The following is a 24,908-nucleotide window of genomic DNA, read 5'->3' on the forward strand; positions in this document are numbered from 1 at the left end:
GCTCTTTTATGGTTTTAATTTCATTAATACGTCTAATTACTCTTTTTATTCTGGCGTTATTATTGGTTAATTTAAAAGGTTCAAAGCCAACCCAACCCCCTAATCCCTGATAAAGCAAATGATGAATTTTTTTATCTGTCAGCCCTAATATTTTCAATTCATTTTTTCTTTTTTCTTCATCACTGTATTTCTTTATCACTTTATTGCATGATTTCATCAATTCCTGATTTGCAATTAACTCTTTAAGTTCTTGTGTCAATTTCCAGACAGCATCAGGATCATCACCTGAAACGCCACCATTGCCGACATTTTCGGCCTTTGTTTCATAATAGCTCGCCTTGCCCTCACATTCAGAATACGCTTTTCTTTCAAGGCGTTCAATTTTTTCGAGATCTCGACGGTGGCGGCGCTCACTGTGATGACCAACTAAAATAGGTTGTCCTGGGGGAATAAAGCTCATAATATCTCTGGCTTGTTTCAGTGCTGCCCGTCCCTGATTTCTGGCTTTATCAGCAAGCTCTGAATAACGCTCTTTTCGCGCTTGCTGATAGAGTTCATAAGCATTAGATTCATCACCCTTTGCCATTTTATTGAGCCATCCAATCCGTAATTTTTCCGTAACCTGAACTAATGCAGACGCTACTTTGCCTAACTTAATCTGACATATACCATCTTTAAACAGACCGCCCTTTTCCCCCACAATATACACATGCTCAGAACAACAAACATTATTGCCCTCGATATGTTGGAGTTTAAAGCCTGTGCTTGTCATTAAAGCGGCGAATTCGGTTTCTTGCCATTTTTGAGAATCATTCATTTTGTTTACTCCTACGCCAAACGGGGCGTTACCGCGAAACAGGCCGATTGCCGTTTCAATAAACACATTATACGACCAAATAGATAAACTATCAATACAATTAAAATAAAATTTATGTTTATAGCCGATTGAATAAATTCCATTTTTTAAAGTAAAAATGAACACATCATCAACATTAATATAAATAAATTTCTCTCTCAGGCTGGTAATTTTCGTCCAAAAAGAGTACAATGTACTCTAACAAAAAGGAGATTTGCCTGTGGCTCATGCGATAGAATTTATTGAAACCAGTCTGTTTACCCGGCAGATAAAAGAGCTTGCTACTGATGACGAGCTGCAAAAACTACAACGAGAGTTGATCGAATCCCCGGACAAAGGCGATATTATATCGGGCACGGGAGGATTGCGTAAGATCAGAATGGCTACAGGTTCACAAGGAAAAAGTGGAAGTACCAGAGTTATCTATTTTCTAGCAACAGAAGATTTTATTTATCTAGTGATGGCTTATCCCAAAAGCAAAAAAGATAGCTTAACCGATGCAGAAAAAGCAGAATTAAAAAAACTGGCAAAATTACTGAAAGATGAGGTGTAAAATGAGCTTTTTTAACGAGTTAAAAGCTTCCCTAGAGGAAGCCGTTGAAATTAAAAAAGGCCATAAAGAGGCTGCGCGTGTGACTCGCTACGAAGTTGCCGACGTTAAAGCTATACGCACCCAGCTTAACATTTCTCAGGCAGAAATGGCCGAGGCGCTAGGTACTAGCATTGATACAATTAAAAGCTGGGAACAGAAACGGCGAAATCCGACCGGTCTGGCTGCAAAAGTTTTAGCGATTATTCAAAATGATCCGAATTTCTATAAGGCTCTGGCAACGCACTAAAAATCACCTTAGCCAGCCTTGTCAAACGCTAAATCGGGGGCACCCTTTAGGGTTCCGATTTAGTGATTGACAACTCACCGATAAAAAACACTTGATCAACGTGGTTGTGAACACGTAGTGGGCGCAACCACTTACCCGACTGGTTCTATTTTTTAAAGACCATATAGGCAATTACAGAAGCTAACTCTGATTATTCGGTTTTACGCATCGCTTGGTATCCGGCAGGACAGAGACACACAGTGGCTCTGCGGAGCTTATCGCCCGGCATTTTGGGCGATTAGCGTAGTCCAGGCGACATTTTGCCCGGCTTTTTTGGGGAAAATGCCTTTGGTGCGCCATGCTCCATTAAGAAGCAATTTTCGGTGCCATGTGTAACATCTTCATATTCGGATGCTTTCCGGCAAGCAGTAGCAGGTAATTATATTCTTCTGTCCTTAATTTGATATCCGCAATGGTTGCCTGCTCTTTTTCTTTTGCCTGCCAAGTCGCCACAGTATATTCCGTGAGATTCGCTATATCACTCTGTGTTAACTGCAAGGTATTTCTGAGCGCTTCAATAGGCAGTTCTTCTGGCATATCTTTAATCAGATTCGTTATTTCAAACGGTTCTTCTAACCGATAATAAGGATGCAGGTCGGAGATTAATAACAGCAAATGGTATTCAGCCGCTGTTAACGTCTTAGAATGGTATTGCTTTAAATCTTTCCCAACGCCTCTTATCATTTTCATGTTGGGATGTTCTTCGGTAAGTAGCAACAAGAAATTGTACTCGGCCCGTTTTAATTTTTTGAGATCTTTTTTAGGATATTCCTTGCCAAGCCAGGTTGATAGAGAATATCCCATCAACTTAGCCATCTCAGAGGTTGTCAGCCCTAATACCGTCCGAAAATATTTCACTTCTTCTGCTGTAGATGATCCCATTACCATTTTTTGGGCATCAAAAGGCTCTGTTAACTGATAATAGGGATGCAAGTCAGCCATTAATAGCAAAAAATTGTACTCACCGGGCACCAATTTAGTAGCATTCATGTGATGTACATTTTCACCTGCGGCCTCTTTCTTCTGCCATGCCCGTAATGTCAGCCCCATAATTTCGCCCAATTCAGTCTGAGTGAGGCTCATTTTTTTTCGCAACAGCTCGATTGTTTTTGGGTTAGGGACTTCGGAGACAATTTTAACTCTGTTCATTTTGCTGGCTCCAGAAATCAGAATTCAGGAAGATTTTAACCTGACGGGTACGCGGGTAATTTTGCTCGCGCAAGGCTTCCCGTGTTGTGGCTTCAAACTGAGTTTCGTCCTGAACCAGATTAAGTTTTCGGTTCCAACGGCGTGACAGAGCCAAATATGTACCATCCTCACGCTGATAGACTTCAAACGTATACTTATTGTTACCACTAAAACCTTCATCGTAATAAATCTGCTTCATTGGCAATTTTTCCACACCTTAATCTCTTTCATGCTCAGCTCCCGTTATTCCGGGAACATGTTATTACTGTTTTTTCGCGTGATTTCTTCATTTTTATCGCCCTTCTCTTCCGCTAATGAATGACGTACAGGGGGGTTTATCCCCCTGATCTGCAACCGGAGAAACACGCGCGAAAGTTTCCTTTGTTCCCTTTGCCAATTGACTTATAGCATCAATCAGGGCGTTTTGGTCGAATTCTGGTGTAAATTCTTCCGGCAGCACGCTTTTGATAATGCGCTGGATATCCCCCATTGTTGTTTTCTCATCCAGATATTAGAGGTAAATTTTTCATTTTCAATTAATCTAATTCGAAAAAGTGGATAAATGAGAATTCACTGATTGGTAGAATTATGTTGATAGTATAAATATCGATATTTATACTATCAACATGACTTTTTATCGACGCTTTTTCGTATTATTACTCGGATAACATTATTTTTTCTTTTTCTCCTGTACAACCTGTTCAGCTCCCCTAGTCAACAAAGTAGCTAGTTTGCTGTTTTGTTCTTTCAATGCCTTAACTTCTCCAGCTAGCGCAGCTTTTGCTTCACGTACATCTGCGACATCCCTAAGAGCTTTATCCAATGCGTTTTGTCGAGTTTTCAACTCCCCGCTGTGTTTTTCAGTTATGGCCATAACCGTGTTTTCTGCTTTTTCTGCTGCACTGATAACTGCCTTGTCGGCGGCATCAAGCCTTTTTTGCATATCAACCAACTGTTGTCGGTGTTGCTCTATTGCTTCTTTATTTACTTTTTCGGATTCCGTAAGTTGTTTCTCTATAGCGGCCAGACGTTCATGTAATTGAGCTAACTCTACAGCTTGAGTCTGTTCTTTTTCCTTGCTGTTATCTAACGCGGCCAGAGTGATATTATATTTCTTACGCAATACATCTAGCTGTTCTTCTAGAGCATCCACGGTCTGTGCGGCATCGGCCAACTCCCGTTCAGCCTGCGCAGTCTGTTCATCTGCTGCGCGAGTAACTTCGGAAACCCGCCGTTCTGCTGCTTTTACGGCCTTGTCATTCAGCTTTGTAGCAAGCTGATTGATACGTTCAGCCAACGCTGACGATACTGTTTTAACTTCTTCAGCTACTTCAAGTGGCAGTTCAGCTATTGGTTCTGCCGTAACTTCCATCTGAGCTGAAAGATATTCATCCCATATCTGTTTCAATCTCCCAGGATTACCACCCCCGACAAGTGACAACGCGAACATATTCATATGTATATATTCATTTTCAGAAGGCGATTGCACGGATATTATTTGTCCGAAACTGTTCATTTTCGGACATGCTTGCTGCCACATGTCCGAAAGTTAGTTAATTTTTTATCGTACACCTGCTATAATTCGTACATCCTTTTCGGACAGGAAAATATATAATGTCGCGGGTTTTTGCCTACTGTCGTGTTTCTACTTTGGAACAATCAACGGAAAACCAACGCCGGGAGATCAAAATGGCGGGATTTAATATCCAGGAACATCGTGTAATGGAAGAAAGTATCAGTGGTTCGGTAACAGCTTATGAACGGCCCGGTTTTAATCGATTGCTGGATAGGATGGAAGCCGGCGATATTTTGGTTGTGACACGACTTGATCGGTTAGGACGCAATGCAATGGATATCAGGAGAACAGTCGAAGATTTGGAAAACAGAGAAATCCGGGTTCACTGTCTGGCACTTGGCGGTGTGGATCTGACCAGTTCGGCAGGAAAAATGACGATGCAGGTTATTGCGGCGGTGGCTGAATTTGAACGTGATCTGCTCATTGAGCGCACTCATTCAGGTATCATGCGGGCTAAAGCAGCAGGAAAACGATTTGGTCGTCCCCCTATACTGAATAAGGAACAACAAAAAGTAGTGATCGAGCGTTTGAGAACAGGAAATAGTGTTAGTGCAGTCGCTCGTGAATTTAATACGACAAGACAAACGATCCTGAGAGTAAGGGCTGCAAATGCTGAGTAGTGCTCCTGATATTCCGTGCAGTCGACTACTGCAAATTGCACACTTTGGTGCACACTCGGCTTCAAGGTAAGTCTATCAGCGAAACAGCCCGTCTTGTTGGTGTTTCTGACCAAACAGTCACGCGAGTGAGTAAAAGAAGTAATTAATCAATGGCTAAGTTTTAGGTTATGTTCACCCATAAATACACTAATCCGTTAAATCGTAGGCACCTTTAAGGCTATCTAGAGATTTATTCACCGCCCGAAAGCCGTCAGGATCGTATCGAGCAACTGATATAATTTCTATTATATCCTCAGCAAGTAACTCATGTTTTTCCTATGAATTCTTGATCATACCAATTAATTTTTCTTTGATTTCTTGGGTTATAGGGCCGCGAGCAAACTGGTATCTATTAGTAGTAAGTCCTTTAATATAAATGGTCATATTGTTACCCTTATTAATTCTATGCTTTATGGTCATAATAAAGATAGGCGAAGTGAAAATAGAGAAACTTCAATATAATAACACGATTTGAATCAGTTGATGATAAATGTAGCAACATTTTGGACGGTTCTGGCTTAGCAATGGCATTCGGTTAAATCCTTATCGGAGCACCAAAGATCTTGCCATAAGTGCGTAAAGGGTGTAATAAATTGATTTTAAATCATTTTTTATATTGCCTTGTATTAGCAGAGGAAGATATATGATAAGATATAATCTGCTACCTATTAAACGTAGGCAGCGAATTATGAAAAAAGAAAATTTAATTTAGTTTTGATTCGATAAAATTGAATTTATTAAACATTATTACTTCAACACGATTTTTTGCATCCAGCATGAGATAAGATGCAATCACTTCAAATTTATATGCCACATCATCATTTAGCATTTCCCATGTTTCTTTTTCTTCGTCTAATACTCCACTCTTTATAGATGAATATAATATATGTATACATATTATGCAGATATCATTACTACACTCGTTAAACGAATGAGTAATATCTATGATTTTTTTATATAGTGTAGGTATTTGGTCTTCTTTCCATGATAGAGACATTATTCTTTCTTTAATTACATCATCAATATGAAAATTTATTTCACTCATGATAAGCCTTAAAAAAAACCCCTTATAGAAGGGGTGTAGGTAGCGATAGCGTTCTTTTGTTATTATTCAGTATGTATTATTCCCTGATGTTACAAACATAGATACAGGTTCTATCCAAAGCTCTACACAGGAAACACTTATAGTTTACGTAAACAAATTGTGTTTCTGGTGTTCATTCTGTAACAGTGATAGACAATAGTCAAGTTAAACATAAGATTTATGCAATGAATAAAAAACGACTATCAGAGTCCAGAATAGCACAGGGACTTTCTCAACGAGAATTAGGTGAAAAATTAGGCTTTGAAGATGAGGATGTAGCTAAAGCAACTATATCTAGATATGAGCGTGGGATTACTGCCCCGGCTTACAATACTGCTTGTCAAATGGCAGCCATTCTAAACGTTCCTCCATGCTACTTTTACATAGATGATGATATTTTTGCTGAAGAAGTTCTAAAGTTGCACAGAAAAGACAATACGCCATTAGAAGAAGAATTGATGTTAGCTAAAAAAAGAATATTGCAATATGAAAGAGCTTTAGAAACAGTATTAAAAACAACGGAAAACGTAATGTTACAGCTAAAAAAAGGAGCGTAAGCCCCTTTTTGTTACTTATGTTTTTTGATATTTGCTGGCAGATCAATAGTAATGATTAAAGAGTTTATATCTATAGATATGTTGAACATATCAGATTTTAAGCGTTGTGTATCAGAGCCAGTAAGGATCAGTTTCCGATAATCAGTTGAAGGCATTATATCCATAACTTCCTACTGACCTTATGTAACGACTAATTTTTGTAGTCACCATCTAGTAAAACTCATTGCGTTAAATGGAACATTATCATAAACATCGCGCTTGCCCAAATGCTCCCGCTCATAAAAATAGTAAGTAATAATACACACTATTAACATTGATTATCCCATAGAAATTGATATAATTCATTAATAATGTGTAATGATACACACTATTAATAAGTGGAGGAATTATGGGAAAAATCATTGTGTTTGGTAGTCACAAAGGAGGGGTTGGAAAATCAACTATCCTAGTATCAATTCTGACCTACCTACTCAAAATAGGAAAAAAATGTGCGGTCTTAGAATGCGACGATCAACAGAGCATTAAAGACTGGGTATCTGAAAGACAGGAAGCTGGTATCACTCCAGAAGTGAACTATTTCGAGAGCTACACCGACATAGCTGAACGAGCCAAAAAGCTAGCTATAAAATTTGATTATGTTCTGTTGGATACTCCAGGGAAAAAATCTGCGGAGTTTCGTAAAGCGCTAACCTGTGCTGACGTGCTGCTATCATTCATTGAGCCGGGGGCACAGATAGAGATCAATACCCTTTCACGGATGGTTGAGGATGTGAAAACAGCACAAGCATCGCTCAATCCCACAATGAAACCCTGGATTGTACTTAACCGCTGCGTCACAGATCCACGTGACCGAGACGCAGGAGAATTACGAAAAATGCTTAATGATGATCCGGACTGGTTACCCGTTCCTCGCCAGCGTATATATTCACGAAAGGCTTACAAAGTCGCCTATAACACAGGGCAAGGAGTGCATGAGTTTAATGACAAAGGCGGAAATAAAGCTCGCGGAGAGATAGAGATACTGTTAAATGAATTAGAAATAATATAATGTGTAATATTACACACTAAAAAGTGAATATATAATGGCTAAGCTACCAAAAAAAATTATTACTCCAGAGAATAAGGAAACCACATTGCGGCAGTTCATTAGTACTGCCGCTCATAAACCTGGTTCAGCCTCTGCGGTAACTCGTGTTAATCTGACATTAACCGAAGAAGACCTAGAAAAATCACTCCGTTTTCAGCATGAAGGAAGTATTTCACGAGCAGAAGTTATCCGATCAGCACTGGAAGCGCTGGAACGTTTACCTGAAAGTAAACGCCTAGAGCTGTTTGAAGAGATACGTAAAAATAGCCCAAAGGCTGGTAGACCTCCAATAAATAAATAATAAGTATTATTACACACTAAAAAACAGATAAATAGAGCTTGACGAATACTATTGAAATAGCGAGGTTATGGCGTCAACAAAACGCAGAACACAGATGTATCTGACAACGTATTCATTGCTTAAGGGGGGGAATGATTATGGAGGTGCGAAGGGTTGGGCCGTACTGAAAAAATCGTCTTAGCGTATAACAGGGGTTCTGGCTTAGAATCCCTGAAAATTCTGTCCTCCTAAATTCAGACCCGCCACGAGTACATCAAGGTCAATAATAGAAGTATTGTGTCATGGCTGTGATGCTTGCAAGTAGCCTTCTTACAATAGAATATAACCGGAGAAAGTTTACAAAGACGTCCATAATTATCCTGATACGTAAAGATTTTTTCTCATCAAAGTGCTACAAAATTTGCTCAAAAATATCGCAAACAAGAATATCAGCGAGATTAATGATATTGGCTACTCTATTTAATCCTTTAATCGCCATTATGGTTCCGTTGCTCACCAACCCCCTAAATTTATTCTACAGTAATAATATTCTAGTAGGCTCCACTTAATTATTTAAATGAAAATCAGGCTATTTAGGGGGTAGGGGTTCCTCTTATGAAGATATACAGACATGCTGTATTTACAATCGCTCTTAGGGTGACTTTACTGGTGATAAGTGTTGATGCAATAGCGGTCTCATCATGCGGTTCTTCGAATATGCAAACCACCATTTCTGGAAATGAGACAGAACCATGTAATCTCTCAAATGGCGAAAATCTTACTATCAAGAAGAACGCATCAATTGATGTTCCCAAAGGACTACCAAGTGGTTCAGATAGCTACGGGTTGAAATACAGTGCTGTCAGTGTCGGCATTAACAATAATCTGGCACAAGTAATTCCCGTTGAACGCATTGAGAATAATGGAGTTTTACAGGGAAGTAGTGGAGTCACAGTAACTTACAGTGGTTCTGTTGGAAAGCTACTTAATTACGGAACCATAAGTGGCGTCAACGGAGCCGTATGGGTTTCTGGTCAAATAAACACGCTAGATAATTCTGGCATAATCAAAGCCAGTGATGAACCTGAATCCTTTAATTCAATAATGATCCAGCAGGCGAGTCAAGCAAATAATAATAGTCAATATGGGCGCGTAAATACCCTCCTAAATAGGAAAGAAGGATCGATTGACGGGATAACTGTTACATCTTCAACACTTAAGACTCTTGATAATCGTGGGATACTGAAATCTCTGAAGAATAATATCGGCTCTACTTTCGCAACACTTGTTATCGACTCAGGCTCTAATGCCGGCACCTTCCATAATTATGGAACAGTGACCGGACCCAATCACAGTGTTCTAATTCAAAATGGAGGATACCTAGAAAATCTCTATAATCAGTCCGGAAGTAAAGGGATCACGGCTGAGCAGGATGCAATTCAGGTCGCCGGGCAAGGCGAGGCGCTACTGGATGATTCCAGCATGAGACCGTCCAGGATAAAACAGATTACCAATGCTTCCTTACTATATGGAAAGCGAAATGGAATTTCTATCGACGATAAAAGCGTTGTCGATACCATCACGAATTCGGTTGGAGGCATAATACGGGGAAACAAATTTGCTATTAGTAATAAAGGAACGATTACTAAGGGTATTCACAATTCGGGCGAAATTGATGGCGATGTGGAACTTGGCAACGCCAGTCTTTATATGTCTGGCCCAAATGCAATCCTGAAGGGCAATGTGTCCGGGTTGCAAAATTCAGTCGTCACCATAGGGGGAAAAGGGGCTGCAACGGAAAATCTGGATCTTACTTATACCCACGACATGAATGTCGGTACTGTCAAGATATTATCCGGCAGTGCGTTACGTCTGGGTGACAGAAATAAAATGGGAAGTATCACCAGTAATATTGATAATGCGGGTAATCTTTATTTCAACCATGACACAACAATTTCCGCTTTGAATAACAGTGGCAGAGTGTTCGTTGGCGGAGATAACAAACATGTCGGGCGTACACTGACTATCGCAAGTGATTACAAGGGCAATAACGGCACAGTGACTTTATCAACCGCGTTGGGCGGGGATCACTCAAAGACTGACAAACTTGTAGTGAAAGGCAGCACATCGGGTTCAACTCATCTTGTGATCAAAAACGTCGGGGGAGCGGGGGCACAGACGACTGACGGTATCAAGGTTATTGATGTCCAGGGGGCATCAAATGGTATTTTCAATCTGGTTGGCGACTATAATTATAGAGGAGATCCTGCCGTTGTAGCTGGTGCCTATGCCTACCGTCTTTATAAGAATGGTACTAACAATGCGGATGGAAACTGGTATCTGCGCTCATTATTGATCAGTTCAAAACCCAACGCTAAACCGACACAGCTTTATCAGGCTGGTGTGAGTGTTTACGAGGCTTACGGACGAGTTTTACAGACGCTGAATACGCCAGCGTCCTTGCGTGACCGGATCGGCAGACGCAAGAGCAAGCCGATTGACATGGATGATTTCAGAAATGCTGCTAATGAGTACAACACCAACGAGAGTACAAGCCAGATACCCAATGGAGTATGGGGACGGATTACCACTTCTTACGGTAAATTATCGCCACGTGTCTCTACATCAGGTGCTGGCGCTATCACTTATAACATGACTCGTGCTCAACTCGGCATAGACAGACGCTTTTATGAAAATGACCAAGGCTCAGTGGCAGGCGGTATTTTCCTGCAATATTCGAATATTAATGCTGATGCAGGCTCTGTGCATGGTGAAGGTAACATTCGTGCGCAGGGTTACACAATAGGCACAACAAGCACATGGTACAGCAATAATCAGTTTTATTTGGACGGGTTAGCTCAGATTACCTACTTTGGCAATGACCTGAATTCAAAAACTGCCAGCCGGCAACTGGGGAATAATAAGTCCGCTCTGGGATATGCGGTGAGCCTGGAAGCAGGACAACAATTTGACCTGAGTCCAGAATGGTCACTGACCCCGCAGGCGCAGCTCGTGTTCTCCTCCATCGACATGAATAACTTCCATGACATATTTGGTGCCAAAGTCCGCTTTGATCAAAGCAGGAACATGAAATTACGCCTGGGCGCAACACTAGACTACAGCCAAAAGTGGCGCAATGATCAGAGCAAGGATGAAAAAGCCGCTAATCTTTACGGCCTTTTCAACATTCGTCAGGAACTTCAAGGGAGTAATGACGCGGTTGATGTGGCTAATGTAACCTTCCACGGTGGGAATGATCGCACTTGGGGTGAAACAGGCATCGGGGGTTCCTACAGTTGGAATAAGGGTAATTCTCTCGTCTATGGCCAGACTTCAGTTAACACCAGTCTGAATAATTTTGCAGACAGCTATGAACTGAGTGCAAAAATTGGTCTAAGGATGACGTGGTGATTAAGTAAGGACCACAGGAATTAACAGGAAATCGTGGGGATAATACCCCACGATGAGAATCCCAGAGATCTTCTCTGATGACAAAATAACTGCTTGAGCTTATTCGTAGTATTTCCACCCTGCGATAGAGATAAACAAGTCATTAAAATCGATTGAGCCACCGTTATCCTCAAAGGCGGCGGTATAGGTCTTTCCTAGCGTTATTTGTCCCGCATTTGCAGTTATATCACTGTTACTCATGTCAACGTCAAGCCTGGAGCTTTCGGGACAATCAACTGTACATATAAGTTTTCCAGGTGCGCCTGTGAAGAGAATGATACCTGCCGTGCTGTGAGGGTCGCCAGATGGGTCATCTGGTTTGCTCCAAGTCTCGTAAACCTGTCCAGTATCCTTATCTAATAATGTCACTGTATAATCATAACTAGCTTGCGTCAGAAAGTAATACGATACATGCCAATTATTTTCTACACCTGTAAAATAAAGTGTTTTCGTTGCCATCGTTAATATCTCCTTACTGTTTTCCCATGGTATAGTTTATGCTTCCGACATAATTGTTGGCAGTAACCCTTATAATACAATTTCCTCCTGACTTACCTTTCAGGTTTATTTGGAATTGCCCTATTTCATCTGTAATCATTGGCCGGATTGTCTTGGGATTTAAAGAAATTTCTAATATGTTACTCATGCTTATAGCCTGGTCTATTTTATAATGAACAATAGAGTTTTTAATTGGTTCCGTTGTATTTTTATCGAAAACTTGGATGGTAATTGTTTCGTATTCTTCACCAATTTTTTCACTTCCAGTTATTATTACTATTGCTTCATTAACCGGAGAAAAATACAGTTCAATTTTATCCTTGATATTTCCTGATACAACTTGTATTGAAGAAAGACCGCAAGTATCAGAAGTTGCACAAAAAACCACCTGCCCATCCTGGTTTGTAACACCAGAAGACGGCGTAATATGCGTATTGTCATGGGTGACAATGTGTATTGATGCGCCGGGTACTATCTTCTTTTTTTCATCTAAAGCTATAATGAGTACAGAATTCGGAGTGTAATTATTGGCTGGCATACCATTTGCCAAAATCTTTGCCTCTAAAGAAGCGATTACCGCAGGCTGTGGATAATCTGACTTTTTAATTGTGACATGGCTAGTTGCAGATGACACCGGATTTCCTGTCCAGTCGATAATGGTATAGAAAACCTCATAGCTGCCGAGAGGAATATCAGAAAATGGTATTATTATTTTATAGTTAGGAAGATGAATATTTTCCTCTATAATATAAAATGGTTTTGACGATATATTTACATCTCCATTCAAATGAACAATGATATAATCGCCAATATGGGCGTGTTCATATTGGTTTACTACTACCACCAATACGGGTTGACTTAGTTCTGATTCATCAATAATACCATTGCTACTTTGTGGTAAAAAAGGAGCCGTCAGACTGTTTTTTATAGGCATACAATCACCTCTGGCCAATTAATTTAATTATTTTGATATTACCGAACGGAGTTTATGTGGCTGTAAACTACATGAAATCTTTATTCCTATGACGATATAAACTGCCGCCGGATTAATAATAAGTGACAGCTATTAGCTGCCACTTATTTTGGTTAGTTAAGGTTCTGCTGTACCAAAGCTTGTATCAAAACTCCTGATATAAAGTTTCGATTTCTGATTCTGAGCAACACGTCTGTAGTCTATCGCTATAGTGCTATCGTCATCACCACCTGATGAGCCATACCCCATCAGCAATTCAGGTTTGATGATAACCTTATAATAACCATCTATTATTTCATTCGGTTTCACATGGTGACTTTCAATAACTACTATCGGTAAAGGACGGGCTGGTGAGAGAGTATCGATGCTGTGTGAGATATAAGCTTTAATCGTGATCATGTCACCTGCGGCTATTGTTGTATCCGGTTTCGTCGAATCGGATAACAGTCGCACCTCAAGCCCTTTTTGGCCAATACTGTTGATATTGACTGCCTGATATATACCAATAAATACTCCGAACTGATCATATACTTCTGGGGCAACCAGAGTTCGGTTTGTATCATTGGGATCTGGGGTGTTATTACCGCCACTATCGTAGCTTATGTAATTAAGCTTAGATCCTACAGTGTTGCCTTTTTCATCAAGCCCAACATAGCTGATAAAATTATCACCCGCGTATAGATTGTCGTAATCGGCTGACAATTTATAATATCCGCTCTGTTCACGCTCTAACTGTCCAAAACATAGCTGTTTCTTATAAATGTCTTTATCATCGTCGGTCACAAACCCGATGATGAAATCACCGGATTTCGCGCCTGGGTAATTTGGAACCATGAAATGGAAATTATCCGTTTGATCCGGCCTTGTTAAATTAGAAGATGAGTATGTTTCCTCAATAACAGGCGGTTCAAAGCTATCAGATGTATTAAGCTTAATAGTGTTAATAAATATGGTTTCTTTTTGACTGTATTCTATCTGGCTGAAGACCGTCTCAATCCCGACGAACCGACTGATACTTTGAGTTGCGTATATTTTTAGATTAACAGCACTGGTTGATGGTTTATTAACCAGATAGTAATAATATTGTTTTTCCAGATCAACCTCATAAGCAGGAATTTCCTTCATATCCTCCTCAGTGAATATTCTCAGGGGCGCTGTTGCACGAAGAGGAATATCATAGTTTGAAATTGCCCCTCCCTTTTTCATCATCGGATTGATTGACGCTGAAATGAATGGGTTGGTTGTTGGAGCTGGACCAGTAAACGCAACGGGACTTGGATCGTACAAATAAGCCGAGGCTCCTCTCAGTACACAAGTGTCTCGTATCATCTCTGGATTGTCGATAGAGTGATAGGTCACCTCCCCTTTTAGTTTACTCGGAGAATTTGTGGTAAAGTTGATTTGATGATCCTTGCTGCTTTCATCGGCCAGGAATATCAATTGCTGGGAAAATACTCTCTTATTAACTGAGCCAGGGAATGTCTTTATTAGTTTCAGACCCGGTGAAGAAACAATACTGACCTTCACCGCATCCGTAATATTTGGTTCACCAGTTATCGTAAAAACTACACTGAATGGTTGTCCTTTGATAATATTTTTCTTATCATTAGGAACTGTCGTGATTTGTCCAGCCATTATATTATCCTTTCTATAAAGTTTATTCTTAACTGAATAACCATTTCTATGAGTGGTATTCAACAATAGGTTTTAACTACTTTTCGAAAGAAACAAAAATTACAGTATTTATATTTAATACCGCTTTATGAGAAGGCTGTTTTTACTGAGCTTTTCAAGCCAGATTACATTCAAATAAATAAATGTCAATATACATTATATAAAAAATATTATTATATTTAACCTCCTTTAATACTACCTATGAGAAAATATCTTTCTTAGAGATAATTACAGTTCATTTTAAATTAACGCCATATAAATAAATAACTTATAACACTTTATCTTTTAATTCATCACGCTCATATGATTCCCACAGTAAATTAAGAATAATATTTGCAACTGTCTTTTCAAGAAAACTTTCGTCAGCATATTAATTCGGTTCGCTTATTATATTTATGATCAATAAGATTCCCTGGTAAAAAAACAACTATTCAATAGCTACTATTAAATTAATTTGATTTTGGAATAATTTATTTTGTTATTAGTACACTCACTAAATGAAAGCAAATCTTTCATGTAAGTAAGTCTTTCTTACAGCACATTCTGAAACAATGGTAAAAAAGAGTCAAGAGTAAAAATGTATAGAAATTATGTTGCCTAAAAGATTAATATTTGCGAGAAAAAACAAGGGGCTATCCCAAGTCGAATTAGCAAAATTGCTCGCACTGGAGACAGAAGACATAGGAACAGTTCGTATCAAGATCTCTAGCTATGAGAGAGGGGTTCATGTTCCAACTTATGAGATGGCTTGTAGGATAGCTAAATTTTTAGATATCCCAGAATGCTATTTATACACGTATGATGATATTTTCGCTGAAAAAATCTTAAACCTACATAAAAAAGATAATACCTCTAATATAGAAGATTTTTTAGCAAAAGAATTAAATGATGCAAAAAATAAACTTTCAAAATATGAACAGGCTATGGCCGCATTTAAAAAGATAATTTCAGAATAAATTAATCAACTATCAATACGTAACGTAAAAATATTATAAATCATTAAGGAACAAACTTCTTGTCATTTATTAACGCTGAACAGCATAGTCAGACCAAGACAAGTGGGTCTAAATTATACTGACGTAATTCATTAATGCTATATTTTCAGCGGCATGACCACTTCTCTAATGCTGTGCAAAAATATTGCCATTTAGCCCTTTTGGTGTTATGATAATACCTATCAGGTAGCTGAATAGTCAGCAGCCATCAACCCCAAGAGGATGAGAAATGTCAACCATCACTATGAATACACACAATGCAATTAAATCTCTAAAAGAATCAGGCATGAATGAAGTTCAAGCAGAGAAAATTGTAGAAATTATTGCTGATTTACAAAATGTGAGCGCAGCGACAAAAGAGGATTTAAAACAAACTGAACATACTCTAAAAACTGAGCTTGTGTCTATCAAAAATGATCTGGATTGGTTGAAAAAATTGATTTTTGCTGTTGGGGTTGCCGTTGTTATCGCAGCGATAAAGTATATTTTTGTAGGTTGATACACACTTGGGGCAAATTGCCCCATTTTTCTAAATGGTATACATTTATGCGGCTAATTGAAAATTATATTCCTCCGTCAACAAACGATTTAGCAGACTTGAAATTCAGATTAAATTCAACTGGTCAACAAATGGCTGAACTGGCAGGAGTGTCTAATGGTAACCAATGGCGAAAATATACAGGTGGTGAAAAACCCAGAGAACTAAATCAACATATACTATTCTTCATAGCGGCTCAGTTGACACTTGATGATAAAACTTTATCCTGTATTTTAAATGAAATGATAAAGTTGGGTGCTGAATTTGAAAGTCATAAGTTTAATTATTTGAAGAGGAAAAAATAATGAATAAAATGACCATTCCAGAAATGACTCCACATGATCGTTTTTTTCTCATGCTTGCCGATTATCCATTATTGTTTAAATTTTGGGATGTAGAAAAGAAAGAATGCGATAAAGAAGCGTTAATAGATTCCCTGTCGGTTTTAAGTCATGGTGAGTCGATAATGGCTAAATTTTTTATGACAGTATGGTTTGGTGATAACCGTAAAAACTATGAATTTGATATCGTTGAAGCAGCCTCCGTATTAGATTTACCTCAACGTCGTTTGATTACACTATGGATGTTAGATCCATTCTGGCCTTAATTGTGGGATATTTAGGCGGTTAATGGAGTATGAAGCCCGTTCCCATTTATAGCTTTCTTTGTCTTATTCCCTCGCCTTTTCCAGTAAAAAACCGGTTTTGAAAAAAACAGTGGCAATTATTTTAATGACATTAGTGGGTTATTTGGGGGTATTGCCTGAAAACGAAGCACAAGCGGCTAGTCAAGACGAATGCGCCATTTGGTTATTCTTGCCTGCGGGTTTTGGTGAGGGGTGTGGCGGGGCGCATATTGCGTTTAAAAAGCGTTTAAGAAAAGGAAAATTTCCATTGCCAAGTTGAGGAAGTTGTGTAGCAGGAAGCGAACTTGAACCTTATAGCTATAAACGAAAATATAAAACCTATACTAATTACGGAAAAGGGAAAATTCGTGAATCCAATGGACGAAATTGTCCGACTGATGGGATTATCTATTGGAATGATAACCGTTATAACGGTATTGAAGCCATTTGCACTACCACTGAAATTTATACGACAACTTTTTATGATGGTTCTGGGGTTTATGTTCATGAAGAAGAACGATGGGGTAAACCATTAGAAGAAACACTAAATAAAACCTTTAAAGCTGATCGCTATCGTTCAGATAGAGAAAGTGGTAGTAGTCGATAGGTTTATTTGTCAAAATAGTATTTGCTTTGGTGTTTTAGAGATAATTACCCTAGACCTTTAAATGATGTGGAAAACGAAAATGAAAATAGAAAACATTAAAACCATTAGTGATTTTATGTTATATTGCAAATATCCTTATTGGTATCAATCTAAAATCAAAGAAATGAAATTAGGTGATACGTTGTTTATGGGGCAGTATCGAGAAAAAATAAAAAAATCTCATGAAAATTATTTTGTCGCTGAGGCATGGATTGAAAAGCATCGGGGATATTTTAGTTTTTATGCGACGTGGACATTTCCCACAAAAGAAAAAAGATGTTTTATTATGACTTCGGGTAAGTTTAAAATAAAAAATAGCCAAATATTCTTTTTTAATGAGAAAGAAAGTGAAATTGAAAAAGAAAATGTTAGATTGTTTTCATTGGTATGTCGATATTTACATTGTATTTTAAAATCATTTTCAAGTGATGATTGCCAAGCTTACTTTAAAAAAGGTACAACACCTTTATTGATGGGAGTTAGGGTTAATCAAGATTGGATAGGATATAAAAAAAGTTTTATTGATAGTAATGTTAAAAAGCCTTGTTTCTTGAGTTATGCTAATAATGCCCCACATCAGCTTCATGCGATAGTGTCTGCGTCTATGGCATTAGGTCTAATAAAAGACGAATGATATTTAAGAAAAGCCATAATACCTAATTTATTAAAGTGCAGGCAATCTATACGGGTTCAGTGGAACAACCCCCAGATCTGTAAACTTTGTGAAAGGAGAGCGTAAAAAAATGTGGGGCATGGATTCGATGAAAGCTGGATAAAATAGTTTAACCACTTGTGGGGACAGTTTTGCTTTTAACTGAAAGACATAGCGTTCTTCACGTCGGCCATGCGCTTCTTGCTTGATTTCCGTGATAATTTTTTCTTTACCCGCATCAAACACGGCCTGAAATTGGGACTGGACGGCCTCCCACAGATGAGGCTGTGAACAACCACATGCGCTTTTTTTTCACTGAGCTTTTCCAGCGTTTGGCGCTGACAATGCAAGGCATCCAGTGTCACGATACTGCCTTTCAGATTAAGGAGTGCCAACATCTGTTGGACGATACGGATTTCTCCATTTTTCGTGGCCGTCGCTTTTTGACTCAACACTAATCCCCGCTCAGTGTCATAGACGGTCACTAATTGAACCGCATTTTTCTTTTCATTCCGATAGGGGGGTTTCGGGAGCAATGGAACAGTAAACACCTTTAAGCGGTCAATTTAAATAGCTAAAAATTAGGTAGCCAATTTACATCGTAAATTGTCATTTTTAGCCAGCCCCTCTATGAGAGCCAAATCACCTACCCATTTTGACCAAGATTCCAATGAGATATACATATAATACGCATAATGGTCTGTTTTTAATGGTATTGGCTACTCTATTTAACCTCTTAACCATCATTATGGTTCCGTTGCTCCTCAAACCCCGATAGGCATGTCGCAGCACTTTACCATCAAAGGCAATCACCGATTTTCCGCCCTGTTCACGTTGCTCATTAACCCAATGAAGTAAAGTGTCCAGTAGCAAATCAAGCTCAATCGCGCGGACAATCCTAGCAATCGTGTGCCGACGCGGGATCCCACAGAAAAAAGCGCGGTATTTTCTCAGCCATTTAATTTTGGCTCGGCCATAAGTTTCAATATATTGCCAGTCTTCAGCCTCGGCCATAATGGCACTGATGACCAGAAAAATAACATCAATCCAGATCGTATTGGCGATTGTTGTGTTTATGCCCTTTAGGGCATGGGAGGCGGATCACTAAAATAATTGGGATAACCGCCTGTCAATCCGCCGAAAAAAAGAGGGAACTGAATTAGGATAATAGAACCCCCCCTCTTCCTGCAAAGCCGCTTTAATTCAGTGTGTTAAGAGTGGTTGATTTGAGCCTTCAAAGAACGCAGTTAGCCGACAGAATAGCGTTAGCTATGAATGTCGGATGTACTGCGAGTGTGAGCGTAAGCGAGCTACGGGCGAAACTGTATTTACTAGACTTATCACTAGTCTGAGCGGCAGCGGTAAAACCGCTTGCAAGCGAAGTCATTTTTTTTTTATTTTTGGAGTAGCAGGGGGAATTAATTCCCCTGCTAACTCCCTATTTATAGGGTCGTTTAGTTCAGAAATAAACTTCGAATTTAATATATTTCAAGCAAATTAAATCGAAGTTAAAAGAATACTATTTATACAGCCCGAATTTAATTGTATATTTGAACATCAAGTCGATGAAAGATACTCTCAATATAGAAATTATTCTCTCTGAACTTAGTTCATTAAGTCTAAAAAACGACCAGATATTTAGTTTTAATAACACGAAAACCGCCAGTCAAGGCGGTAATTCAAGAATAAGAGAATTTACCTATCAGGAAGGTGCTCTACATATACCTGATATAGTTCGTCATTTGAAAGTTCAGGATATTTGCTTTTAATATTATTTTCAAAAGATAATCTTTGAGCTAATGGCTGTTGTTGCGCCCAATTTTGGTATTTCTGCCAATAAATTCTTTTTTCATCAGGAACAGGCTCTGTCGCTTCAATCAGTTCCTTTCGTTGTTCTGCTGCTTTTATAGTATGTTGACGTTCATTCTCTAACTCTTCATCATTTCCTATCACTAATCGTTTTAGTTTTTGAAGTAGCTTCTTTAGAGAGTGTTTATTATCAAGCGATGCCACATTAGAACGAGCTAGACGTAAAACATGTTGAGCATAGAGCTGATCATAAGACTTTCGTAGCCCTTTTTTCTCCATCCATCGCTTAAAGCGTTTGAGAATTTCCTTCATTTCAGATAGAGAAAATCCAAGCCCCATAAAAAATTCAGGTCGAATCCATATACGCATGGCTTTATGCTGTCTACTTTCATGATCAAAATCACGATCTATGACAATTAACTCAGCTTTTTCCCAATCATTCAGGGCGTGTAATATTGGATCATAGCTCTTACGTCCACTATCATAACGGTAAAGTTGGCCGCAAAGTTCAGCCAGCTTTTCAACTGAACACATGACCTCAAAGAGATATTTATGATTTGAATTGTAGTCAGCATACGCAACCATTGCTAAAGCTAACTCCGAAAAGGTTTCTCGACGTTCAGAACGTATAGAAACACGCTGATTACGGTTATAACGTAATTTACGCAAGAAGGAATTACGATTCCAATCGTGCACTTTTAAAGCTCCCGCCAGACGGCGAACAGGAACTATATTAGGTAATCCCCCTGAATACTTAGGTGTAAAGTGGCGATGGACTTTTGCTTTTTTATATTGATGATTTTGTTTTTCAATCATATACACCGACACTTAAGGCGGTGTAAAAGGGTTGTGTTAGAAAATACATTTGCTATAATCCCTCACAAGCACGTCGCATTTATCGAATATCGAACGTAGCCTGCTTTATGGCCCCCTGAATATCCTTCGTTCCGCCAAGTTCGTCAGGATTTCAGGGGGTTTTGCATTCTGGGGTTCGGCTTTCACTCTCTACCCCATTCCTGGACGCTATTACCGGGAACGTCCCCCCCGTATGAATTTGTAAACCAACATAATTTATCACGCGCGGTTAAAAGGATCAATTCATACAATTCTTTTCTGGCAGTGCTAACAAGTTGTTTTAACACACTAATTCTCATTTTTCATAAGAATTACTATTCATAAATCTTATTTTTGCGCCAGTTTCGGCAACTTCAACACCTCAGTTTCAGCAACTTCAACACGTCGCATAAGATCCTCATACACTTTTACCGGTACGCAATAGAAAACAGGCTGATTACGGTTCATTATGGTAATGACTTCTCCCTGACCGGCTTCAACTGTACCCATTGGGTTACGTTTTAGCTCGGTAATAGTCGCCACCCTCCTACTATGAATCACATATGCCATCAATTTTCCCCATTGCTACAGTCTTAATGATGCTGAGTATAGACCACTAAAGAATGTTATTTCAAGATCAAAGATCGGTGCTTCGTCAAAAAACAAAAAAGGCTAGGTAGATGGTAGATACCCGGCCTTGAAATAAGTTGAAATGGGTAACTTTTACGCTAGTTCCGGCTCATTTGTGTTGTTGTCCAAAACCGGTTTCTTGTTCGTCTTACTCTTGCTACTTGGGATGGTAGACAGCTTGGTTGCTTCCCATACGTTACGAACGGCATCACGAATAGAGACATTACCATTTTCGTCCCTTGTTCGAACTTGCACCGGCTTAGACTCTTTCAAATCCAACGCCACTTCCTGTCCCCTCCGGAAACCTTTCAACACTTCTTTCAGGCCAACACCCCACTGTGTAGTTTCTTTTCCATCTTTTCCTTTCAGAACAACATAGTAACTGTCGCTGTTTCCTTCCTTGTGAAGATACGGGGCTGTACCATGTTTAACGATCTTACCTTCAAGTTGAGCGATCGAACGGTATAAAGGTTCGTCGTTCACTGTTGACTTATTTTCTGTCCCATCACTATACGATTTATCGTTGACCGGCATATCGGCATCGTGAGAAGCCCTATTGATGGCAGTTTCAGCCCCCTCAATGGTAAATGCCGTCTCTCTATCAGCATTGCTGGATTGGCGTTCCTTAGCCTTCAATAACTCTTCACGCCGTAGTTCAAGGGCCTCATTCATCTTTTTATCAGTAAAGTGAATGTCCAGACCTTTCTCCGCGACGACATTAACAACCATTTCTTTAAATGCTTTTGATCCCTTAATGTTAAGGGTGCTGCCAAACCGTCCTTGAGCAAGCTCCAGCGCAATGGCAACACTATCGGTTCTTAAGCCGTTTTTACGCATCGTTATCAGCTTGCCAGTATCGACGAACAGGGTTTTATCACTCGTCTTATCAAGATAGTGAACATGACCCTTACGGGTTCTTTTGGTGTAGATATTGCTGGCATCGAGTTGCTTTTCTACTGACTTCCTTGACTCATCAGCAGCTTTAGAATATTCGACAGGATTCCTGATTTTCTCCATTACACGTGCAAAACGATTTTTAGCCCCTTGATTTTTTTCTGGCTCAGGGGCGCTGATAGTAAACCCTGACATTTTTTTATTATTACTGCTCATCAATTCCCGAATTTCTTTACTACCCATAATATAACCCTCATTCTTATTCAAAGCCGCATTCTTCCTTTTCAGTCGCTCAAAATGAATGACTGAAATAAGTTGGTTCTTTTCTTCATGGCTAAATCGTTTATCGGATAGTACCTCCCGTTTGATATCATAAAAATCTTGGTCAATTGTCTTCAGCAATTTATTAATGCCTTGACGCGGAGAGTTGTCTTTAATTCTCCGAATTAACCAAGCTGACAATGAAGATGAATTAACGTCTGCATTAATGGGTTTAGAAAAAACACACTTTGGTTTATTAGTCGTAATTATCCCCGCCGAAAAAAGAAAATCCGCTCTCTTATTTACATCAGCAAGTGTTGGTATCTTGTTTTTGAATCGTGGAATTACAGGGTAGGGGGTTAGCTGTAATTTTCCTGATCGCTTGCGACTCCCGGCCACATATCGTTGCTGATATCCTGTTCTTCCTGGCTCGGCATAAGCATAACCTGAGCTGGAAATTCTTCCTCTTCCGTCTGATAAAGCGCGTCGCAATCCAGAATTTCTGACGGTCTGCTTGTTTCCCATGAGAAAGCGTGCATCACCCGGCAATAGCACTTGATCTCCTTGCCGGCTGCGTGAACTTGCCACATTGCCATCGGACAGGCTTTGCAAGCTATCGGAAGATGGGGAAGTAATTCCTCTTTGAGTTTCAACAACACTTCGCTGGTTATTTGTCTGTCGTTTATTTCGTATGCCATTGGAACCTCGATATGCGTTATAAAATTCATTGATGCTTGAGTTCAGCAACTTGGATTTCATATCATCACCGGATTCATAATATTTATCCCTGAATCGAGGCGATGCAATTTTATCTATATACTTAATTTCTGCTGAACGTCGTTCCCATTCAGAGAATCGACTTTTAATTACATTCTGTTCAAGCGGAGGTTTTGTTATCCTTCGATGAACAATGAAATCATCACTGAAAATACTTTCTTTTAAATTAGTAAATTTTTTATCACCGTCTAATTTTACCGCAATATACTCATTAATCTTACCGGCGTTTCTAATTTTAATTTCCCCATATTGAGAAACGAGATCATAAAACAATTGCCTAGACTTGATATCTTCATTATAAACCCGTTGTAATATTTGTTTTTTAAAGTCTTTATTTTTCGGCATGAAATCATCCCCTTTATAGCGGGAAAGCATATCAGCATAACTGGTTGGTGTAGCTCGCATATTATCCCTAGGTGATTCCAGTCCATATTTTTGATTGATGTATTCTTGGAAAGCCTCTAAGTATTTCTCATTCTGCTTGTAGTTTCCTACAGGATTCATTTCATTTCCAGACAACAAGTTTTTTCTGGGGATAACGATATGAATATGAGGTTTCCGGTCTACTATTTCCCCCGTCTTACGGTCTTTCATCGTTTTTATCTTTGGAAGATGAGCTTCTGCGTAGAAATTAAATTCATCAGGAGAGTACGCCTTCATCAAAAATGATTTAAATTCTTGTGTAATAGAAGAGAGCATTTCCTCATCAACCAAGTCTTCCTTGAAGGATAGCGTAAAGGTAAGATAGCGATCTTGGCCTTTATCTGGAATGCTTTTATAAACCATTTCAGTTAAATCAAGATTGCCATCTAATATGACACGTTCATCCAGTTCATCACGAGAAAATTCACGTCCAGCCTTTTGACCTTCTTCTAAATATTCTTTTACGCCGGAATTATAGCCCCGGCACCTAATCAGCATCTTCCACCGCCTTTTTCATCAGTGATTCGATATTGAGAAGGGCATTAAGAAACAACGTATATTTTTTATCTGATATTGTCCCATTTTTATGAGCAACGTTAACTTTAAAAGCCAACTGGTTTATATTATTGCTGGACTTATTAAAAAGATATAATAGTTGTCGGGTATCTTTTATTTCTATATTAATAAAATCTTTTTTATCCAACACCAATTTTCTAAAAAATGCTGAACGACTGAGTTTGGATTCATTTATCTTTTTTTCAAATAAGGAAAACTCATCGGGAGTAATACGCAGTGAAATTACGATCTCTTTATTCTGTTTAGCAGCCATAAAGTACCTTCCAGTACTGGTAATGATGTTCCCGCTATGTGGGGTTTCAAAGGGGTTTCCCCTTTGGCACGCGACGTATGCAAAGGCCGCAGGCATTTGTATACAGTCGGTAACGTGCCTCTGTTGGGCTTCGCATATTGCATTAAGTTGCATTAAATTTCACAACCACGCTTGACGATTGCACTAAATTGCATTATATTGCATTTCTAAGGATGAATATTGCACTATTTTTCAT

Annotated in this window: 27 protein-coding genes and 2 pseudogenes; 14 read left to right on the forward strand and 15 right to left on the reverse strand. The window is 39.1% G+C overall.

All coding sequences use genetic code 11. The annotated features are described in order from the left end of the window. Positions 1-817 (reverse strand): DUF3560 domain-containing protein (locus ABLA85_RS10385; RefSeq protein ID WP_367963799.1); only part of this gene is annotated, 817 nt, incomplete at its 3' end. A gap of 259 nt (positions 818-1,076) precedes the next feature. On the opposite strand from ABLA85_RS10385, the gene ABLA85_RS10390 reads away from it, so the two are divergent. Continuing rightward, positions 1,077-1,409 (forward strand): type II toxin-antitoxin system RelE/ParE family toxin, encoded by a 333-nt coding sequence (locus ABLA85_RS10390; RefSeq protein ID WP_367963801.1) that lies wholly within the window; start codon positions 1,077-1,079, stop codon positions 1,407-1,409. Position 1,410: 1 nt separating this feature from the next. Next, positions 1,411-1,695 carry a NadS family protein gene (gene nadS / locus ABLA85_RS10395; protein ID WP_367963804.1) on the forward strand — a complete coding sequence of 95 codons (285 nt, stop codon included), beginning with the start codon at positions 1,411-1,413 and terminating at the stop codon, positions 1,693-1,695. 345 nt (positions 1,696-2,040) lie between these two features. Here nadS and ABLA85_RS10400 read toward each other — a convergent pair whose 3' ends face one another. From ABLA85_RS10400 to ABLA85_RS10415, 4 genes are all read right to left on the reverse strand, one after another. Beyond that, on the reverse strand, positions 2,041-2,883 hold the full coding sequence (locus ABLA85_RS10400; protein WP_367963806.1) for a hypothetical protein: 843 nt from the start codon (positions 2,881-2,883) through the stop codon (positions 2,041-2,043). After that, entirely contained in the window at positions 2,870-3,121 is a 252-nt protein-coding gene (locus tag ABLA85_RS10405) for a sugar ABC transporter substrate-binding protein (RefSeq protein WP_367963807.1), read from the reverse strand. The genes ABLA85_RS10400 and ABLA85_RS10405 overlap by 14 nt, the downstream gene beginning before the upstream one ends. 93 nt (positions 3,122-3,214) lie before the next feature. Next, positions 3,215-3,412: a hypothetical protein gene (locus tag ABLA85_RS10410; RefSeq protein ID WP_367963809.1), complete on the reverse strand. Its 198-nt coding sequence runs from the start codon at positions 3,410-3,412 to the stop codon at positions 3,215-3,217. 180 nt (positions 3,413-3,592) lie between these two features. Further along, a complete protein-coding gene (locus tag ABLA85_RS10415) occupies positions 3,593-4,378 on the reverse strand; it encodes a DNA-binding protein (protein ID WP_367963810.1) in 786 nt (261 codons plus the stop codon). 158 nt (positions 4,379-4,536) lie between these two features. On the opposite strand from ABLA85_RS10415, the gene ABLA85_RS10420 reads away from it, so the two are divergent. Both ABLA85_RS10420 and ABLA85_RS10425 read left to right on the forward strand, forming a co-directional pair. Further along, positions 4,537-5,118, forward strand: coding sequence for a recombinase family protein (locus ABLA85_RS10420; protein WP_367963812.1), 582 nt, complete (start codon positions 4,537-4,539; stop codon positions 5,116-5,118). A gap of 47 nt (positions 5,119-5,165) precedes the next feature. Beyond that, positions 5,166-5,264 carry a helix-turn-helix domain-containing protein gene (locus tag ABLA85_RS10425; protein WP_367963814.1) on the forward strand — a complete coding sequence of 33 codons (99 nt, stop codon included), beginning with the start codon at positions 5,166-5,168 and terminating at the stop codon, positions 5,262-5,264. Between the two features lie 596 nt (positions 5,265-5,860). On the opposite strand, the gene ABLA85_RS10430 is transcribed toward ABLA85_RS10425, so the two are convergent. Continuing rightward, positions 5,861-6,202 (reverse strand): hypothetical protein, encoded by a 342-nt coding sequence (locus tag ABLA85_RS10430; RefSeq protein ID WP_340621921.1) that lies wholly within the window; start codon positions 6,200-6,202, stop codon positions 5,861-5,863. Positions 6,203-6,426: 224 nt separating this feature from the next. On the opposite strand from ABLA85_RS10430, the gene ABLA85_RS10435 reads away from it, so the two are divergent. The 4 genes from ABLA85_RS10435 to ABLA85_RS10450 all read left to right on the forward strand — a co-directional run bounded on the left by ABLA85_RS10435 (position 6,427) and on the right by ABLA85_RS10450 (position 11,576). Beyond that, on the forward strand, positions 6,427-6,798 hold the full coding sequence (locus tag ABLA85_RS10435) for a helix-turn-helix domain-containing protein (protein ID WP_367963816.1): 372 nt from the start codon (positions 6,427-6,429) through the stop codon (positions 6,796-6,798). Positions 6,799-7,186: 388 nt separating this feature from the next. Next, positions 7,187-7,846: a division plane positioning ATPase MipZ gene (locus tag ABLA85_RS10440; protein ID WP_367963819.1), complete on the forward strand. Its 660-nt coding sequence runs from the start codon at positions 7,187-7,189 to the stop codon at positions 7,844-7,846. Between the two features lie 34 nt (positions 7,847-7,880). After that, the gene (locus ABLA85_RS10445; protein WP_367963821.1) at positions 7,881-8,186 is read left to right on the forward strand and encodes a hypothetical protein; all 306 of its coding nucleotides are present in this window, start codon (positions 7,881-7,883) and stop codon (positions 8,184-8,186) included. A 594-nt stretch (positions 8,187-8,780) separates the two neighbouring features. After that, positions 8,781-11,576 carry an autotransporter outer membrane beta-barrel domain-containing protein gene (locus ABLA85_RS10450; protein WP_367963823.1) on the forward strand — a complete coding sequence of 932 codons (2,796 nt, stop codon included), beginning with the start codon at positions 8,781-8,783 and terminating at the stop codon, positions 11,574-11,576. 99 nt (positions 11,577-11,675) lie between these two features. Here the strand turns inward: ABLA85_RS10450 and ABLA85_RS10455 are convergent, their stop codons facing one another. The 3 genes from ABLA85_RS10455 to ABLA85_RS10465 form a co-directional block, all read right to left on the reverse strand. Further along, positions 11,676-12,074 (reverse strand): hypothetical protein, encoded by a 399-nt coding sequence (locus ABLA85_RS10455; protein WP_367963825.1) that lies wholly within the window; start codon positions 12,072-12,074, stop codon positions 11,676-11,678. A 13-nt stretch (positions 12,075-12,087) separates the two neighbouring features. Beyond that, positions 12,088-13,047 (reverse strand): Ig-like domain-containing protein, encoded by a 960-nt coding sequence (locus tag ABLA85_RS10460; RefSeq protein WP_367963828.1) that lies wholly within the window; start codon positions 13,045-13,047, stop codon positions 12,088-12,090. 156 nt (positions 13,048-13,203) lie between these two features. Further along, complete coding sequence (locus tag ABLA85_RS10465) at positions 13,204-14,721, reverse strand: hypothetical protein (RefSeq protein WP_367963830.1); 1,518 nt, start codon at positions 14,719-14,721, stop codon at positions 13,204-13,206. 629 nt (positions 14,722-15,350) lie between these two features. Between ABLA85_RS10465 and ABLA85_RS10470 the strand changes: the two genes are divergently transcribed. The 6 genes from ABLA85_RS10470 (at position 15,351) to ABLA85_RS10495 (ending at position 18,198) form a co-directional block, all read left to right on the forward strand. Continuing rightward, positions 15,351-15,716 (forward strand): helix-turn-helix transcriptional regulator, encoded by a 366-nt coding sequence (locus tag ABLA85_RS10470; protein WP_367963832.1) that lies wholly within the window; start codon positions 15,351-15,353, stop codon positions 15,714-15,716. A 268-nt stretch (positions 15,717-15,984) separates the two neighbouring features. After that, positions 15,985-16,254 (forward strand): hypothetical protein, encoded by a 270-nt coding sequence (locus ABLA85_RS10475; RefSeq protein WP_367963833.1) that lies wholly within the window; start codon positions 15,985-15,987, stop codon positions 16,252-16,254. Positions 16,255-16,301: 47 nt separating this feature from the next. Continuing rightward, positions 16,302-16,598: an XRE family transcriptional regulator gene (locus ABLA85_RS10480; RefSeq protein ID WP_367963835.1), complete on the forward strand. Its 297-nt coding sequence runs from the start codon at positions 16,302-16,304 to the stop codon at positions 16,596-16,598. Then, a complete protein-coding gene (locus ABLA85_RS10485) occupies positions 16,598-16,900 on the forward strand; it encodes a hypothetical protein (protein WP_367963837.1) in 303 nt (100 codons plus the stop codon). The genes ABLA85_RS10480 and ABLA85_RS10485 overlap by 1 nt, the downstream gene beginning before the upstream one ends. A 124-nt stretch (positions 16,901-17,024) precedes the next feature. Further along, positions 17,025-17,198 (forward strand): hypothetical protein, encoded by a 174-nt coding sequence (locus ABLA85_RS10490; RefSeq protein ID WP_367963840.1) that lies wholly within the window; start codon positions 17,025-17,027, stop codon positions 17,196-17,198. A 406-nt stretch (positions 17,199-17,604) separates the two neighbouring features. Beyond that, the gene (locus ABLA85_RS10495) at positions 17,605-18,198 is read left to right on the forward strand and encodes a hypothetical protein (RefSeq protein ID WP_367963842.1); all 594 of its coding nucleotides are present in this window, start codon (positions 17,605-17,607) and stop codon (positions 18,196-18,198) included. A 156-nt stretch (positions 18,199-18,354) separates the two neighbouring features. Here the strand turns inward: ABLA85_RS10495 and ABLA85_RS10500 are convergent. The 6 genes and pseudogenes from ABLA85_RS10500 to ABLA85_RS10525 all read right to left on the reverse strand — a co-directional run. Further along, positions 18,355-18,719: pseudogene (locus tag ABLA85_RS10500) on the reverse strand (ISAs1 family transposase); the annotation flags it as partial. Between the two features lie 268 nt (positions 18,720-18,987). Continuing rightward, a pseudogene (locus ABLA85_RS10505) lies at positions 18,988-19,330 on the reverse strand (ISAs1 family transposase); the annotation flags it as partial. A 581-nt stretch (positions 19,331-19,911) separates the two neighbouring features. Then, positions 19,912-20,841 carry a RepA family replication protein gene (locus tag ABLA85_RS10510; protein ID WP_367963844.1) on the reverse strand — a complete coding sequence of 310 codons (930 nt, stop codon included), beginning with the start codon at positions 20,839-20,841 and terminating at the stop codon, positions 19,912-19,914. Positions 20,842-21,207: 366 nt separating this feature from the next. Then, positions 21,208-21,429 carry a type II toxin-antitoxin system prevent-host-death family antitoxin gene (locus ABLA85_RS10515; protein ID WP_367963847.1) on the reverse strand — a complete coding sequence of 74 codons (222 nt, stop codon included), beginning with the start codon at positions 21,427-21,429 and terminating at the stop codon, positions 21,208-21,210. Positions 21,430-21,582: 153 nt separating this feature from the next. Further along, entirely contained in the window at positions 21,583-24,342 is a 2,760-nt protein-coding gene (locus ABLA85_RS10520) for an LPD7 domain-containing protein (protein WP_367963850.1), read from the reverse strand. Then, positions 24,332-24,673, reverse strand: coding sequence for a molybdopterin-guanine dinucleotide biosynthesis protein MobC (locus ABLA85_RS10525; RefSeq protein ID WP_367963852.1), 342 nt, complete (start codon positions 24,671-24,673; stop codon positions 24,332-24,334). The genes ABLA85_RS10520 and ABLA85_RS10525 overlap by 11 nt, the downstream gene beginning before the upstream one ends. Between the last annotated feature and the right edge of the window lie 235 nt (positions 24,674-24,908).

It is taken from the genome of Xenorhabdus sp. SGI246 (assembly GCF_040838225.1).
Classification (GTDB): domain Bacteria; phylum Pseudomonadota; class Gammaproteobacteria; order Enterobacterales; family Enterobacteriaceae; genus Xenorhabdus; species Xenorhabdus indica.

Coding starts and splice junctions, on each gene's coding strand:
- ABLA85_RS10405 (WP_367963807.1), bottom strand. CDS start 3,121: ATGAAGCAGATTTATTACGATGAAGGTTTTAGTGGTAACAATAAGTAT.
- ABLA85_RS10510 (WP_367963844.1), bottom strand. CDS start 20,841: ATGATTGAAAAACAAAATCATCAATATAAAAAAGCAAAAGTCCATCGC.
- ABLA85_RS10435 (WP_367963816.1), top strand. CDS start 6,427: ATGAATAAAAAACGACTATCAGAGTCCAGAATAGCACAGGGACTTTCT.
- ABLA85_RS10455 (WP_367963825.1), bottom strand. CDS start 12,074: ATGGCAACGAAAACACTTTATTTTACAGGTGTAGAAAATAATTGGCAT.
- ABLA85_RS10470 (WP_367963832.1), top strand. CDS start 15,351: ATGTTGCCTAAAAGATTAATATTTGCGAGAAAAAACAAGGGGCTATCC.
- nadS (WP_367963804.1), top strand. CDS start 1,411: ATGAGCTTTTTTAACGAGTTAAAAGCTTCCCTAGAGGAAGCCGTTGAA.
- ABLA85_RS10485 (WP_367963837.1), top strand. CDS start 16,598: ATGAATAAAATGACCATTCCAGAAATGACTCCACATGATCGTTTTTTT.
- ABLA85_RS10495 (WP_367963842.1), top strand. CDS start 17,605: ATGAAAATAGAAAACATTAAAACCATTAGTGATTTTATGTTATATTGC.
- ABLA85_RS10475 (WP_367963833.1), top strand. CDS start 15,985: ATGTCAACCATCACTATGAATACACACAATGCAATTAAATCTCTAAAA.
- ABLA85_RS10450 (WP_367963823.1), top strand. CDS start 8,781: ATGAAGATATACAGACATGCTGTATTTACAATCGCTCTTAGGGTGACT.
- ABLA85_RS10480 (WP_367963835.1), top strand. CDS start 16,302: ATGCGGCTAATTGAAAATTATATTCCTCCGTCAACAAACGATTTAGCA.
- ABLA85_RS10430 (WP_340621921.1), bottom strand. CDS start 6,202: ATGAGTGAAATAAATTTTCATATTGATGATGTAATTAAAGAAAGAATA.
- ABLA85_RS10400 (WP_367963806.1), bottom strand. CDS start 2,883: ATGAACAGAGTTAAAATTGTCTCCGAAGTCCCTAACCCAAAAACAATC.
- ABLA85_RS10490 (WP_367963840.1), top strand. CDS start 17,025: ATGACATTAGTGGGTTATTTGGGGGTATTGCCTGAAAACGAAGCACAA.
- ABLA85_RS10445 (WP_367963821.1), top strand. CDS start 7,881: ATGGCTAAGCTACCAAAAAAAATTATTACTCCAGAGAATAAGGAAACC.
- ABLA85_RS10525 (WP_367963852.1), bottom strand. CDS start 24,673: ATGGCTGCTAAACAGAATAAAGAGATCGTAATTTCACTGCGTATTACT.
- ABLA85_RS10515 (WP_367963847.1), bottom strand. CDS start 21,429: ATGGCATATGTGATTCATAGTAGGAGGGTGGCGACTATTACCGAGCTA.
- ABLA85_RS10460 (WP_367963828.1), bottom strand. CDS start 13,047: ATGCCTATAAAAAACAGTCTGACGGCTCCTTTTTTACCACAAAGTAGC.
- ABLA85_RS10415 (WP_367963810.1), bottom strand. CDS start 4,378: ATGAATATGTTCGCGTTGTCACTTGTCGGGGGTGGTAATCCTGGGAGA.
- ABLA85_RS10440 (WP_367963819.1), top strand. CDS start 7,187: ATGGGAAAAATCATTGTGTTTGGTAGTCACAAAGGAGGGGTTGGAAAA.
- ABLA85_RS10420 (WP_367963812.1), top strand. CDS start 4,537: ATGTCGCGGGTTTTTGCCTACTGTCGTGTTTCTACTTTGGAACAATCA.
- ABLA85_RS10410 (WP_367963809.1), bottom strand. CDS start 3,412: ATGGGGGATATCCAGCGCATTATCAAAAGCGTGCTGCCGGAAGAATTT.
- ABLA85_RS10465 (WP_367963830.1), bottom strand. CDS start 14,721: ATGGCTGGACAAATCACGACAGTTCCTAATGATAAGAAAAATATTATC.
- ABLA85_RS10520 (WP_367963850.1), bottom strand. CDS start 24,342: ATGCTGATTAGGTGCCGGGGCTATAATTCCGGCGTAAAAGAATATTTA.